Annotated in this window: 15 protein-coding genes; 13 read left to right on the top strand and 2 right to left on the bottom strand. The window is 66.1% G+C overall.

Going from position 1 to position 12,454, the window contains the following annotated elements; translation table 11 throughout:
- Window positions 1-87: 87 nt before the first annotated feature.
- Together C0V75_RS20820 and C0V75_RS24210 are read left to right on the top strand one after the other, a co-directional pair.
- Complete coding sequence (locus C0V75_RS20820; protein ID WP_101922917.1) at window positions 88-1,350, top strand: site-specific DNA-methyltransferase; 1,263 nt, start codon at window positions 88-90, stop codon at window positions 1,348-1,350.
- A 305-nt stretch (window positions 1,351-1,655) separates the two neighbouring features.
- A complete protein-coding gene (locus tag C0V75_RS24210) occupies window positions 1,656-2,051 on the top strand; it encodes an HNH endonuclease (protein WP_101922916.1) in 396 nt (131 codons plus the stop codon).
- Between the two features lie 14 nt (window positions 2,052-2,065).
- On the opposite strand, the gene C0V75_RS20810 is transcribed toward C0V75_RS24210, so the two are convergent.
- Window positions 2,066-2,626 (bottom strand): DUF3489 domain-containing protein, encoded by a 561-nt coding sequence (locus tag C0V75_RS20810; protein WP_101922915.1) that lies wholly within the window; start codon window positions 2,624-2,626, stop codon window positions 2,066-2,068.
- 95 nt (window positions 2,627-2,721) lie between these two features.
- The gene (locus tag C0V75_RS20805) at window positions 2,722-2,949 is read right to left on the bottom strand and encodes a hypothetical protein (protein ID WP_101922914.1); all 228 of its coding nucleotides are present in this window, start codon (window positions 2,947-2,949) and stop codon (window positions 2,722-2,724) included.
- Between the two features lie 115 nt (window positions 2,950-3,064).
- Between C0V75_RS20805 and C0V75_RS20800 the strand changes: the two genes are divergently transcribed.
- From C0V75_RS20800 to C0V75_RS20750, 11 genes are all read left to right on the top strand, one after another.
- Window positions 3,065-3,601 carry a hypothetical protein gene (locus tag C0V75_RS20800; protein WP_101922913.1) on the top strand — a complete coding sequence of 179 codons (537 nt, stop codon included), beginning with the start codon at window positions 3,065-3,067 and terminating at the stop codon, window positions 3,599-3,601.
- Window positions 3,549-5,603, top strand: a complete 2,055-nt coding sequence (locus C0V75_RS20795; protein ID WP_101922912.1) for a phage terminase large subunit family protein — start codon at window positions 3,549-3,551, stop codon at window positions 5,601-5,603. The genes C0V75_RS20800 and C0V75_RS20795 overlap by 53 nt, the downstream gene beginning before the upstream one ends.
- Window positions 5,603-5,815: a phage head-tail joining protein gene (locus C0V75_RS20790; RefSeq protein WP_101922911.1), complete on the top strand. Its 213-nt coding sequence runs from the start codon at window positions 5,603-5,605 to the stop codon at window positions 5,813-5,815. Before C0V75_RS20795 ends, C0V75_RS20790 begins: the two co-directional genes overlap by 1 nt.
- A gap of 2 nt (window positions 5,816-5,817) precedes the next feature.
- Window positions 5,818-7,329: a phage portal protein gene (locus C0V75_RS20785; protein WP_101922910.1), complete on the top strand. Its 1,512-nt coding sequence runs from the start codon at window positions 5,818-5,820 to the stop codon at window positions 7,327-7,329.
- Window positions 7,329-8,639 carry a S49 family peptidase gene (locus C0V75_RS20780; RefSeq protein WP_101922909.1) on the top strand — a complete coding sequence of 437 codons (1,311 nt, stop codon included), beginning with the start codon at window positions 7,329-7,331 and terminating at the stop codon, window positions 8,637-8,639. Before C0V75_RS20785 ends, C0V75_RS20780 begins: the two co-directional genes overlap by 1 nt.
- Before the next feature lie 54 nt (window positions 8,640-8,693).
- Window positions 8,694-9,074 carry a head decoration protein gene (locus tag C0V75_RS20775; protein WP_101922908.1) on the top strand — a complete coding sequence of 127 codons (381 nt, stop codon included), beginning with the start codon at window positions 8,694-8,696 and terminating at the stop codon, window positions 9,072-9,074.
- Window positions 9,075-9,099: 25 nt separating this feature from the next.
- Window positions 9,100-10,125 carry a major capsid protein gene (locus tag C0V75_RS20770; RefSeq protein ID WP_101922907.1) on the top strand — a complete coding sequence of 342 codons (1,026 nt, stop codon included), beginning with the start codon at window positions 9,100-9,102 and terminating at the stop codon, window positions 10,123-10,125.
- Between the two features lie 11 nt (window positions 10,126-10,136).
- A complete protein-coding gene (locus C0V75_RS20765; RefSeq protein ID WP_101922906.1) occupies window positions 10,137-10,451 on the top strand; it encodes a hypothetical protein in 315 nt (104 codons plus the stop codon).
- Between the two features lie 4 nt (window positions 10,452-10,455).
- On the top strand, window positions 10,456-11,079 hold the full coding sequence (locus C0V75_RS20760; protein ID WP_101922905.1) for a DUF6441 family protein: 624 nt from the start codon (window positions 10,456-10,458) through the stop codon (window positions 11,077-11,079).
- A 119-nt stretch (window positions 11,080-11,198) separates the two neighbouring features.
- A complete protein-coding gene (locus C0V75_RS20755; RefSeq protein WP_143710477.1) occupies window positions 11,199-11,885 on the top strand; it encodes a hypothetical protein in 687 nt (228 codons plus the stop codon).
- Window position 11,886: 1 nt separating this feature from the next.
- The gene (locus tag C0V75_RS20750) at window positions 11,887-12,360 is read left to right on the top strand and encodes a hypothetical protein (protein ID WP_101922903.1); all 474 of its coding nucleotides are present in this window, start codon (window positions 11,887-11,889) and stop codon (window positions 12,358-12,360) included.
- Window positions 12,361-12,454: the final 94 nt, after the last annotated feature.

The raw sequence follows: 12,454 nt of genomic DNA, 5'->3' as shown, positions 1-12,454 counted from the left end.
CCCATTGATCATCGAAGAATTGCGTCCGGAGGAACACCCTCGCGGGCGCTTTTCATTTCCCCTCCCTCACATCCCGAGCCCCATCCCATGGACCTCGTCTTCGCGCCGAGCCAGGTAGAGTCCTGGCCGATTGCCCGGCTGCGCCCCTATGCCCGCAATGCCAAGATGCACGGGGACGACCAGGTGGCGAAGATCGCCGCTAGCATGGCCAAGTTCGGCTGGACCGTGCCCTGCATGGTGGCCGACGATGGTGAGCTGATCGCGGGCCATGGCCGGGTACTCGCCGCGACCATGCTGGGGCTGACCGAGGTGCCGGTGATCCGGCTGAGCCACCTCGACGAGGCGGAACGCCGGGCTTACCGGATCGCCGACAACAAGCTGACCGAGCTGGGCGAATGGGATGAGGCCCTGCTGCGCGACGAGATCGCGGGGCTGCTGGCCGAGGATTTCGACCTGACTCTGTTGGGCATCAGCGACGAGGATTTGGACGCCCTGTTGCGGGACCCCGAGGCGCTGGGCGGCGATGGTCCGGTCGAGGGCGAGGACGACGTTCCGGAATTGCCGATCACTCCGGCGTCAGTGCTGGGAGACCTCTGGCAGCTGGGGGCGCATCGCCTGATTTGCGGCGACAGCACCTCGGCCGATGTGGTGGGGCGGCTGCTCGGAGATGTGCGGCCCTTGCTGATGGTCACCGATCCGCCCTACGGCGTGGAGTATGACCCCTCCTGGCGCAACGCCGCGGGCGCGGCCAAAACCAAGCGCACCGGCAAGGTGCTGAACGACGACCGTGCCGACTGGCGCGAGGCATGGGCGCTGTTTCCCGGTGACGTCGCCTATGTCTGGCACGGCGCGCTGCATGCCGGGACGGTGTCAGACAGCCTGGTGGCTGCGGGCTTCGCCATCCGGTCGCAGATCATCTGGGCCAAGGACCGGTTGGTCCTCAGCCGCGGCGACTATCACTGGCAGCATGAACCCTGCTGGTATGCTGTACGCGCCAAGGGCAAAGGTCACTGGGCGGGGGACCGCAAGCAGACGACGCTGTGGCAGATCGCAAACCGGGATCAGGACGCCGATACCGTGCATGGCACGCAGAAACCGGTCGAATGCATGCGGCGGCCGATCCTGAACAATTCCAGCCCCGGCCAAGCCGTCTTTGAACCCTTCATGGGATCCGGCACCACGCTGATCGCGGCCGAAACCACGGGCCGGATCTGCTTCGGCGCGGAACTGAACCCGGCCTATGTCGATGTCGCCATCGAGCGCTGGCAGTCCTTTACCGGCCAAGAGGCCGTGCTGGCGGAAACGGGCGAGCGTTTCGCCGCCCTCAAGGCCAAGCGGCTCGCGGCATGAACGCGCCCCTCCTGTCCGGCCAGATCGAGCACTGGCCGCTGGCCCGCCTCCGGCCCTATTTGCTGCGCAGTCTGCTAGAGAGACGCCGTTGACGGAAAATCCACAGTCCTCTACCGTCCAGTCAAACGAAGGCTCGAAATTGAGCTTTGACGGCGGCATAAGCCCCCTCAGGTCGGCAGTGAAAACCCTGACGGCATCGTTGTACGGACTGCGGAACCACGAACGATCGGGTCTCGCGCGAGCATAAGCTTCCCGCCGGGGAGCGCCCCTCCAAGGCGCCGCGCATTCGCTTCTCACGAAGTTGAATGGAGACCCCTTGGATGGGAAAGCTGTCGAATATTCGTCGAACCAAGATGTTGGCGCAGGGCGGCCGGTGCTATTATTGCAACCTGCCGATGTGGGATCCGGAGCTGGACAATGCCCTGCCGGAAATCTGCCGGGCACCAGCCATGCGGAAGTACCTCCGCTGCACGGCAGAGCATCTGCACCCCCGCTCCGACGGCGGTGCTAACGTGGCAGCGAACATCGTCGCTGCCTGCTGGTACTGCAACACAAGGCGGCATCACAGGAAGGAGCCACCCTCCCCGGACATCCATCGCGCAAGGGTCCGAGAGAGGATGGCAAATGGGAAATGGCTGGCCGCGCAACTGAGAGACATCAGCAACGCTGTCGGCCCGGGTTCGGGTGCCAGAAGGGTCTGAGGCTGCAATCCTGATCAGGGCAGCTTGTAGACCATCCCCCTGCCCTCGGCCTTCTCGGCAGCGATGGGCAGGGCTAGCTTCTTCTTGAGGGCGCCCGAGATCGAGCCGCGGACGGTATGGGCCAACCAGCCGGTCGCCGCGACCATCTCGGCGACCGTCGCTCCCTCGGGACGCTGGAGCATGGCGATGATCTGGGCCTGCTTGGTGCCAGCGCGGATGGCGACCGGTTTCGCGGTGTCGGTGTCGTCGGGCGTCTGCACCGGTTCCGGCTTCGGCCTCGCCTTCCGCACGCTGGCGACGGCGCTGGCCACCACTGGCTCGATCCCGATGGCCTCCAGCCCGGCCTCGGTGGCGATCAGCGTGGTGCCGTGTCCGTCGCCGGTCTCGCGCCACATCGGCTCGCCGCGGCGCAAGTTGGCCTCGATCTCCTCGAGCCAGCCGCGGGCGATCATCTTGCCGACCACCTTCTTGGCTGCGGCGCCAACCAGCCCCTCGGGCAGCGGCAGAGCGAGGTTGCCGGGCCGGGTCGCGGCGCGGGACAAGATCATGGTCTGAGTGTCGGATGGGGTGGTCATCGGGGCCTCCGTGGCTTTGGGCGCGCGGTATGCGCGCCTTCTACGGAGGCTAGCCCCATCCTCGGACGGGGCGGCCGTCGCGCGCTGTGGGCGCGTCAGGCGGCGTGTTCGCCTTCCTTAAAGGCGCTGTCGCTGATCTGGCGCAGCAGGCTCGCGTAGTGCTTCAGCGTGCCGACATGCCCCCAATGGATCTCGTCGGGATGGGTCTCGAAGTGGTCGTCGCTCAGGGCCTTCAGGCGCTCCAGCATCACGTCGATCTCGGCCTTGGCGGCGATGAATGCGTCGAGGGCCTTGTCGTTCGGCTGGGCGGTGCGGCGGGTCATGGCGGGGTTCCTCTGGTGAGTTGCATCGTTCCCTTGGGTTCAGACTCGCTCTGTCGCGCCCTCTAATCAACTGATTATATAGCGATATCATCATCTTAATCGGATTGTCTGCGCCATGAAGGGCATGAGCGAACGCGAGTATGCGGCGCATTCCGGCCTGTCGCGCGGCGGGGTCCAGAAGGCGCGCAAGAACGGGCGATTGGTGGTCCATGACGACGGGTCGATCAACGCCGCGGCCTCGGACTTACGGCGGGCGGAGATGACGGACCCCGACCAGCAACGCCGCAGTCTGGGTGGCGATGGGCTGGCAAATGGCCCCGGCGACACGACGTCTTACATCAAGGCCCGCACGGCGCTGACGGTCTATGCGGCGCAAGAACGCCAGCTGGCCGTTCAGAAGAAGAAGGGCACGCTGGTCGACCGCGCGCGAGCGGAGACCCTCGTCTTCCGTCTGGCGCGGCAGGAACGGGATGTCTGGGTGACCTGGCCCGGACGGGTGGCAGCACTTATGGCGGCGCAGATCATGGCGGAGGTGGAACGGCAATCCGGGGCATCGGTGACGATCGAGACCGCGATCATGCAGAGGGTGCTGGAAGCCCATGTCCGCGAACAGCTCGACGCCCTCGCCGACCTCAGGGTTTCCCTCGGGTGACGATGATCTTGCCGACAATGATCTGACCGCGGGCCTCGACCTCGGCTTTGATGGTGCCGAGGACCTGCTGCGGGTCTGGCGGCAGGGGCTGCGCCCCGATCCGAACCTGACGGTGTCGGAATGGGCAGATCAGCATCGCTGGCTGTCCTCGCGCGGCGCGGCGGAACCGGGGCGGTATCGCACCGCCCGGGCCCCTTACCTGCGCGAGATCATGGATGCGCTGTCGCCCGGGCATCCCGCCCAGCGCATCACCTTCATGAAGGCGGCGCAGGTGGGGGCGACCGAGGCCGGCAACAACTGGATCGGCTTCGTCATCCATCACGCGCCGGGGCCGATGCTGGCAGTGCTGCCGAGCCTGGAACTGGCGAAGCGCACCTCGCGGGGCCGTCTTGATCCCCTGATCGCGGACAGCCCGGCCCTGCGGGAACGGGTGAACCCGGCCCGGTCGCGCGACGCCGGGAATTCGATGCTGTCGAAGGAATTCCCCGGCGGCATCCTGGTGCTGACCGGTGCAAATTCGGCGACCGGCCTGCGGTCGATGCCCGCGCGCTATGTGTTTCTGGACGAGGTCGACGCCTATCCGGCCTCTGCCGACGAGGAAGGCGATCCGGTCACGCTGGTCGAGGCGCGGACCACCACCTTCTCGCACCGGCGAAAGGTGTTCATGGTCTCGACGCCCACGATCCGGGGGCTGTCGCGCATCGAGCGGGAATTCGAGGCTTCCGACCAGCGGCGCTACTTCGTGCCCTGCCCGCACTGCGGCACGATGCAATGGCTGCAGTTCGACCGGTTGCGCTGGGCGAAGGGCCGACCGGAAACCGCCGCCTATCACTGCGAGGGCTGCGAACGCGCCATCGCCGAGCACCACAAGACCGAAATGCTGGCCAAAGGCGAATGGCGGGCGACAGCGGTTTCCAGGGATTCGAAGGCCATCGGCTTCCACCTCTCGGCACTCTACTCGCCCTTGGGCTGGAAAAGCTGGTCCGACGTCGCGCGGGAATGGCTGGCAGCCCAAGGTTCGGACGAGACGCTGCGCGCGGCGCGCAACACGCTTCTGGGCGAGACATGGGTCGAAAGCGGCGATGCACCGGAATGGCAGCGGCTGGCGGATCGGCGGGAATCCTGGAAGCCGGGCACCGTGCCATTGGCTGGCCTGTTTCTGACGGCCGGGGCCGACGTCCAGAGGGACCGTATCGAGGTCGACATCTGGGCCTGGGGCCGGGGTCTCGAGTCCTGGCTTGTCGATCACATCGTCATCCCGGGCGGCCCCGACGATCCGGCGGCGTGGGACAAGCTGACCGCCTTGCTCGGGCGCAGCTGGCAACATGCCAACGGCGCCTTCATGACCCTGGCACGGCTTGGCATCGACACCGGTTACGAGGCCGCGGCCGTCTACGCATGGTCGCGCAAGGTCGGGTTTGAACAGGTGGCACCGCTGAAGGGCCTCGAAGGGTTCAACCGCGCCGCGCCTGTCTCAGGCCCGACCTATGTCGATGCGACAATCGGCGGCAAACGGCTGCGCCGGGGCGCGCGGCTCTGGTCGGTGGCCACGGCGACGTTCAAGGCGGAGACTTACCGCTTCCTGCGGATCGACCGGCCCTCCGACGAGGACCGCGCCGCCGGGATGCTCGATGCCCCCGGCACGATCCACCTGCCTGGATGGGCCGAGACCGAATGGCTGAAGCAGCTGGTGGCCGAGCAGCTGGTCACGATCCGTAACAAGCGCGGCTATGCCCATCAGGAATGGCAGAAGATGCGCGAACGGAACGAGGCGCTGGACTGCCGGGTCTATGCTCGTGCCGCGGCGTGGATCCTCGGCGCCGACCGGTGGGACGAAACCACATGGCGGCGACTGGAAGCACAGGCGGGCGTCGAAACGCGCATGCCGGTGGCTGTTCCAGCCGATGCCACACCACCTGACCCGGCCCAACCCAAGGCCGGAACCCTGACCACGCCGCGCCGGAAGCGGCGGGCCTACACCCCGAACTTCATGAGGGACTGATGGACCTGGAACGCATGCAGGCCCTGCTCACGGCGCTGCAGGAAGCACGCTTCGCCGGGCTGCGCAGCGTCAGCTACGAAGGCAAGACGGTGACCTATGGCTCGGACGCCGAACTGGCCGCAGCCATTCGGGACTTGGAGGGACGGATTGCCACCGCCTCCGCCACCCCGCGTCGTCGCCGCTGGGGCACGGTCGCGACGAAGGGTCTTTGACCATGGGTCTCGACGCCTTCCGCCAGCGCATCGGCAGCATCATCGGCGGGTTCGATGCGGCGCAGTCCCACCGCCGCATGCGCGGTTTCCGCGCCACCCGGGCGCATGTGAACACGCTGATCGCCGCCTCGGGCGAGACCATCACCGCCCGGGCGCGCTGGCTGGTCAGGAACAACGGCTATGCCGCGAACGCGGTCGATGCCTTCGCCAACCATGTCGTCGGCGACGGCATCAAGCCCTCGTCGAAGATCGCCGAGGCCGCGAAGAAGGAGGAGTTGCAGAAGCTCTGGCTCGCCTGGACCGACGAGGCCGATGCCGAAGGGCTGACCGACTTCTTCGGTCTGCAGCGCAGGGCGGCACGCGAGGTGTTTTTGGCAGGCGAGGTCTTCCTGCGCATCCGCACGCGGCGTCCCGAAGATGGTCTGACGGTGCCGATGCAGTTGCAGATGCTGCCCTCGGAGATGCTGCCCCAGGACATGACGCGCGTCCTGCCCGGTGCGGGATCGATCCGGCAGGGCATCGAGTTCGACGGCATCGGGCGGCGCGTGGCCTATCACTTCCTCCGCCGCCATCCGGGCGACATGACCGATCCGGGGCTGGCGGGCGAGACGGTGCGCGTGCCCGCGTCCGAGGTGATCCACATCCTCGACCCCGTCGAGGCAGGCCAGCTGCGCGGCGTATCGCGCTTTGCGGCGGCCGTGGTGAAGCTGTTCACGCTGGACCTCTACGACGATGCGGAACTGGAGCGGAAGAAGACCGCAGCGATGTTCGCGATGTTCATCACCTCCCCTGCCCCGGAAACCGCTCTCGATCCGGCCGAGGACGATCTGGAGGTGGAACCGGGCCAGGTGGTGCGCCTTGACCCGGGCGAAGATGTCACGACGCCGTCCACCCCGGATTCGGGCAGCACTTATGAACCCTTCCAGTACCGCACGCTCTTGCAGATCGGCGCGGCGCTGGGCGTGCCCTACGGCTATCTGACCGGCGATACTGCCAAGGGGAACTTCTCCAACACGCGGATCGCGCTGGTGGATTTCCGCCGCCGCGTCTCGGCCTTCCAGCATTCCGTGATGGTCTACCAGATGTGCCGGGCCGTCTGGACGCGGTGGATGGATATGGCCGTGCTGGCAGGGGCCATCGATCTGCCGGGCTATGCCACCGACCGGCGCCAATACCTCGCCTGCGACTGGCTGCCCACCAAGTGGGACTGGATAGACCCGGCAAAGGATGCCGCGGCGGAGATCCTGCAGATCGAGGCGGGTCTCAAATCCCGCACGCAGGCCATCGCCGAGCGCGGCTACGACGCCGAACAGGTCGACCGGGAAATCGCGGCCGAACGCAAACGCGAGGCCGCGCTGGGCCTTGACTTCCGGCGGCCGGGATCACCCGCGCAGGCGGCGGGTGGCGGCGCTGCGCCGGGTGATGCCGAGGGCCAGCAGCAGGATCAGCAGGACAGCAGCGATCAGCAAGACGACGGCGAGGACCGGGAGCCCAGGCCCGCGGAGGACGCATGATGCACCACACCCAAATCGCCCAGCGCGTCTTCAACACGCCTCTGATGGTCGACCCCGCCAAGGCGCTGGCCTTCCTGACCGGGCTGGGGCCGCGGATCACGGGAAGGGAGATCAGCGTCGACGGGCTGGAGGTCACGGTAGAGGATCAGGCCACCGCCACCCTGCCTGCCCGCGCCTCGCTCTTTGGCGACGACCTGACCAACCACCGGGGGCGGAACGGAACCCTGCCCTTCGCTGTGGAGGACGGGATCGCTGTCATCGAGATCGCGGGCACGCTGGTGCATCGCGGCGCCTGGATCGGGCAATCCTCGGGGCTGACCTCCTACGAGGGCATTGCCGCCCAGCTGCAAGCGGCACTGGCCGATCCTGCGATCCGCGGCATCGCCCTCGATATCGACAGCTTCGGTGGCGAGGTGGCCGGGGCCTTTGACCTCGCCGACCGCATCCGGGCCGCTCGGACGCAGAAGCCAGTCCATGCCTTCGTCGCCGATCACGCCCTCTCGGCCGCCTATGCGCTGGCCTCCCAGGCTGACCGGATCGTCCTGCCCCGCACCGGCGCTGTCGGCAGCATCGGTGTCGTGGCCATGCACAGCGACATGAGCGGAGCGCTCGATCAAAAGGGCATCGCCGTCACGCTAATCCATGCCGGGGCCCGCAAGATCGATGCGAACCCCTACCAACCCCTGCCCGAGGCCGTCCGCGCCCGGATCACGGGGGAGTTGGAGGACCTGCGCCAGCTCTTCGCCGAAACTGTCGCCGAAGGGCGCGGCCGACGCCTCGACACCCTACGGGCGCTGGGCACCGAAGCCGCCGTCTTCCGCGGCGAGGCGGCCGTCTTCGCCGGTCTTGCCGACGAGGTGGCCGATCCGGTCACCGCCTTCCGCGCTTTCGCCGCCGCACCCCGCGGCACAACCACCCCCAGAGGAAAGGGCCTGATGATGACCACTGCCCCCGAAGATCATGCGCAGCCTGCTGCCGCGCCTGCCGCCAGCCCCCCGCCGGAACCGGCCGCGCCCGCGGCAGTCGCGCCGCCGCAGTCGGAAGCCACGGCCTTGGCGCTTGAAGCGGTCCGCGCCGAGGCGGCCGAGGTCGCACAGGTCTGCGCGCAAGCTGCGCGCCTCGGCATCCAGATTGACGCCGCAGACGCGGTCGCCAAGAGCGTTAAGCCCGAGGCGCTGCGCGCCAGGGTCCTGGCCGATCTTGCCGCCCGCAGCGATGCCGCGGGCATCATCGCCACCGCACCGGCGGCGGGCGCGAAGGAAAGCCCCATTGTCGCGGCCGCGAAAAAGTCGGCCGCCGCCTCGCGCTGACGCGCACCGCCCGGATCGGGCGCCCCCATCCCCCATCATCCTGGAGACTGAACCATGCCCGTCCTGACGGAACCGCCCAGCATGGGCGATGTCATCAAATATGAGGTCAACCCGAACTACACCCGCGAAGTGGTGACGCTGCTCGCGGGCATGCCCTATCCCGTCGGCGCGGTCCTCGGCCGCATTACTGCCAGCGGCAAATACAAACTCGCGACCAGCGGCGGCACGGATGGCGCGCAGACTGCCTCGGCCGTCCTGCTCTATGCCGTGGACGCAACCCTCGCGGACGCCATCGGCATCGTCGTGGCCCGTGGCCCGGCAATCGTCTCGCGCGCGGGTCTCGCCTACGACGCCACCGTCGATGACGGGGCAAAGATCACCACCAAGATCGGCCAGCTGGCCGCCGCAGGCATCGTCGCCCGCGACGGCGTCTGATCCCCCTCATCCCTCGGAGCACCCCATGACCCTCGTCCGCAATCCCTTCGACGCTGGCGGCTATTCGCTGGCCGAGATGACGCAGGCCATCAACATCCTGCCCAACCTCTACACGCGCCTCGCCCAGATCGGCCTCTTCCGCTTCGAAGGGGTCAGCCAGCGCTCGGTCATCATCGAGCAGTACGAGGGTGTTCTGAGCCTCCTGCCCTCGGTCCCCCTCGGCGGCCCCGCCACCGTCGGCACCCGCGAGGGTCGGTCCATGCGCAGCTTCGCACTGCCGTGGATCCCGCATGACGACGTGGTCCTGCCTGCCGACATCCAAGGACAGCCCGCGCTGGGCGGCGCGTTCGATGCGGCCGATCCCCTCGTCGAGGTGATGAACCGCAAGCTGCTCCTGATGCGCCGCAAGCATGCCCAGACCCGCGAATACATGGAGATGAACGCGCTCCGCGGCATCGTGAAGGATGGGGCCGGAACCACGCTCTACAACTACTTCACCGAATTCGGCTTGGCGCAGATCTCGGTGGACTTCGTCCTCGGCACCGCGGGCACGAACGTGCAGGGCAAGGTGCGCGAGGTGCTGCGCGCCATCGAGGACAACCTGCTTGGCGAGGCCATGACCAGCGTGCACGCCCTCGTCAGCCGCGAGTTCTTCGACAAGCTGATCGCGCACCCGAAGACGGAAGAGGCCTACAAGTTCTACGCCTCGACCGGCGCCCAACCGCTGCGCGAGGATGTCCGCCGCAACTTCCCCTTCGGCGGGATCCTCTTCGAGGAGTATTCCGGCACCGTCACCCTCTCGACTAAGGCTACCGAACGGCTGGTTCCCGCGAACGAGGGCATCGCCTTCCCCTTGGGCACGATGGACACCTTCACCACCTATGGCGGCCCGGCGAACCTCCTGGAGACCGCCAACACCATCGGCCTGCCGCTCTACGCCCGCCAGCATCTCGACGAGAAGGGCCGCTGGATCGATGTCATGACCGAAGCCTCGATCTTGCCGGTCAACAAGCGGCCCCGGATGGCGATCCGACTGCATACGTCGAACTGACGGCCCCACCCATGTCCATCTTTGCCGCCGCCATGGACCGCATTTTCACCCATGCCTCCATGGCGGCCTCGGCCCTCTGGATCTCCGCCACCACATCCGAGGAGCGCCCGATCCGCATCATCCGCCGTGCGCCCGATCGCGTCACCGACTTCGGCGCGGGGCGCTTTGTCAGCGACACGACGGTGGTGGACGTGCGCGTGGCGGACCTCCCCGCCCCGCGCCCGGGCGACGTGATCGTCATCGGCGCAGACAGCCATGTGATCCAGGGGGAACCGCTGCGCGACCGGGAACGGCTGATCTGGACCCTCGATCTGCGCTCGGCGTGATCCGATGAAGCTGAAGCTCACCATCGACCCCGACCTCGCCGCCCTGATGCAGGCCGAAATCACTGCGGGCGAGAAGGCCGTCGCGACTGCCATGCGCGAGGCCGGCGCGGGCCTGAAATCCGCCTGGCGCGGCCAGATCACCGGCGCAGGCCTCGGCACCCGGCTTGGCAACTCGATCCGCCTCGCGACCTATCCCAAGGGCAGCGAGAGCCTGAACGCCGCGGCGCTGGTCTGGTCGAACGCCCCAGTGATCGTCGGCGCGCATGACACTGGGCCGCTGATCCGGACAAGCAACGGGTTCTGGCTGGCCATCCCCACTCCGGCCGCGGGTAAATCCACACGCGGAGGTCGCATCACCCCCGGCGAATGGGAACGCCGCACGGGACTGCGCCTGCGCTTCATCTACCGGCGCCGGGGCCCTAGCCTGCTGGTGGCGGAGGGGCGGTTGAACAGCAAGGGCCGGGCGGTGGCGTCACGCGCGAAGTCTGGCCGTGGCCTGACCACCGTACCGATCTTCCTTCTTGTGCCGCAGGTCAAGCTGCGCAAGCGGCTCGATCTGGCGCGGGATGCTGAGCGGGCCATCGATGGCGTACCGGGGCGGATCGTGGCGGGATGGGTGGAGGCGTAAGCTCAGCCAAAGACGGGAGCAACATGCTAAGTTGTCGGTTCAAGGGGCGAGGGCTTTTCGCTACGCTGCACCTAGACCGCGCATCTGGAACTCCGGTCAGCGATCGAGGATACACTTCCATGGAATATCACGGCTTCATTTCAACGCTGATCGATCGAAGCGAAAAATTGCTGCCTTTGGATCGACCTGACGAACTTGATGTGACGAGGCTTCTTCTGGTTCTGAACACCGGGTTTGCGCTTGTTCGCGACAGAATTCGCTATTGGAATGATGCGAACGATGGGCGACTGCGGGGAGCAAGTCCGTGGAAAGATGTTCAAAAGGCCTGCAAGAGCAGGTTGGACAAACCGATCTCGCTAAACGGGCAAGTGTTTTTCGACGATTTTCGTACATCGCGGGACTGGACCTATCTTCGCGTCTCAAGAGAGGCAGCTAGCGGACAGCTTTCCGCCTACAATGTCGTCCAGTGCCTTCGTAAGGCGGAAGAAATCCCTTCTGATGGGCTGAAGCTCGACGCGGTCATGTGGGCGATGCGAAATTCCTTTGCACATGGTGGCATTTTGCCGATGTCGCCCTCTCAAGCCGGGCAACGTATCAGACCGTCTGCAAATCAGCTTCATGACGCTCGCCATATCGACCGGGTCTATTTCGTTTCGAAGTGGACCGGGGACTCGATACAGGACGATCTCGGCTGGATCGTAATGGAATTTGGCCTCACTGCCTTGCGGACCTTCTGGGAGGACTGGAAGGCGCTCATACTAGTACCGGGACTGGACGCACTGGATCAACTTGACCGAGTAGCCTGACATGGAGCGCATTGCTTTCTATCCTTGCTGGGCCAATGACATCCGGCAGCCAGCTTTGGCCCTGACCGGAATTGCAGATGAAATCATCTATTGCGACGTCAGCACGCACCTTCGCGATGATCCATCACTGGTTGGCGGCAGCGGGCCACGGCGCACCTTCTGGCAGAAAGACGTCCGAGATGCTCTGCGTCAGATCCCTCGCATCGACGTGTTCTTCTACAGACGCGACGGAACGTCAGAGGGCGGCAGCGGCATATTCGTTCTTGGAAGAGAAATCATGCCGCTTATCCTCGAAAAGATGATGGCTGAGAGTAGTCTTTTCATTACCGACGGATCCAACTCGAGAGGCGGTACCTTTCGGAAAATGAAGAGAACTGCCGGGCTACAGATCTTTGGAAAACACATTTCAAAAGGCCAAGAACAAAGGTTCCAACACTTGGGGATGATCGAGTTTGACGTACGACATGAGTATTAGAGTCAGGACCCATAAATCTGCTTGAGCGACGGCGCGCGGCATGATTCAAGCTCCCAACTTGGGGAGGGATCATGGGCGAGCTTTTCTGGCTGAC

It is taken from the genome of Tabrizicola sp. TH137 (genome assembly GCF_002855575.1).
Lineage (GTDB): Bacteria > Pseudomonadota > Alphaproteobacteria > Rhodobacterales > Rhodobacteraceae > Paragemmobacter.
This window is presented reverse-complemented; position numbering and strand designations above follow the sequence as displayed.

Coding starts and splice junctions, on each gene's coding strand:
- C0V75_RS20810 (WP_101922915.1), bottom strand. CDS start 2,626: ATGACCACCCCATCCGACACTCAGACCATGATCTTGTCCCGCGCCGCG.
- C0V75_RS20800 (WP_101922913.1), top strand. CDS start 3,065: ATGAAGGGCATGAGCGAACGCGAGTATGCGGCGCATTCCGGCCTGTCG.
- C0V75_RS20790 (WP_101922911.1), top strand. CDS start 5,603: ATGGACCTGGAACGCATGCAGGCCCTGCTCACGGCGCTGCAGGAAGCA.
- C0V75_RS20775 (WP_101922908.1), top strand. CDS start 8,694: ATGCCCGTCCTGACGGAACCGCCCAGCATGGGCGATGTCATCAAATAT.
- C0V75_RS20805 (WP_101922914.1), bottom strand. CDS start 2,949: ATGACCCGCCGCACCGCCCAGCCGAACGACAAGGCCCTCGACGCATTC.
- C0V75_RS20785 (WP_101922910.1), top strand. CDS start 5,818: ATGGGTCTCGACGCCTTCCGCCAGCGCATCGGCAGCATCATCGGCGGG.
- C0V75_RS20820 (WP_101922917.1), top strand. CDS start 88: ATGGACCTCGTCTTCGCGCCGAGCCAGGTAGAGTCCTGGCCGATTGCC.
- C0V75_RS20765 (WP_101922906.1), top strand. CDS start 10,137: ATGTCCATCTTTGCCGCCGCCATGGACCGCATTTTCACCCATGCCTCC.
- C0V75_RS20755 (WP_143710477.1), top strand. CDS start 11,199: ATGGAATATCACGGCTTCATTTCAACGCTGATCGATCGAAGCGAAAAA.
- C0V75_RS20795 (WP_101922912.1), top strand. CDS start 3,549: ATGTCCGCGAACAGCTCGACGCCCTCGCCGACCTCAGGGTTTCCCTCG.
- C0V75_RS20750 (WP_101922903.1), top strand. CDS start 11,887: ATGGAGCGCATTGCTTTCTATCCTTGCTGGGCCAATGACATCCGGCAG.
- C0V75_RS20760 (WP_101922905.1), top strand. CDS start 10,456: ATGAAGCTGAAGCTCACCATCGACCCCGACCTCGCCGCCCTGATGCAG.
- C0V75_RS24210 (WP_101922916.1), top strand. CDS start 1,656: ATGGAGACCCCTTGGATGGGAAAGCTGTCGAATATTCGTCGAACCAAG.
- C0V75_RS20770 (WP_101922907.1), top strand. CDS start 9,100: ATGACCCTCGTCCGCAATCCCTTCGACGCTGGCGGCTATTCGCTGGCC.
- C0V75_RS20780 (WP_101922909.1), top strand. CDS start 7,329: ATGCACCACACCCAAATCGCCCAGCGCGTCTTCAACACGCCTCTGATG.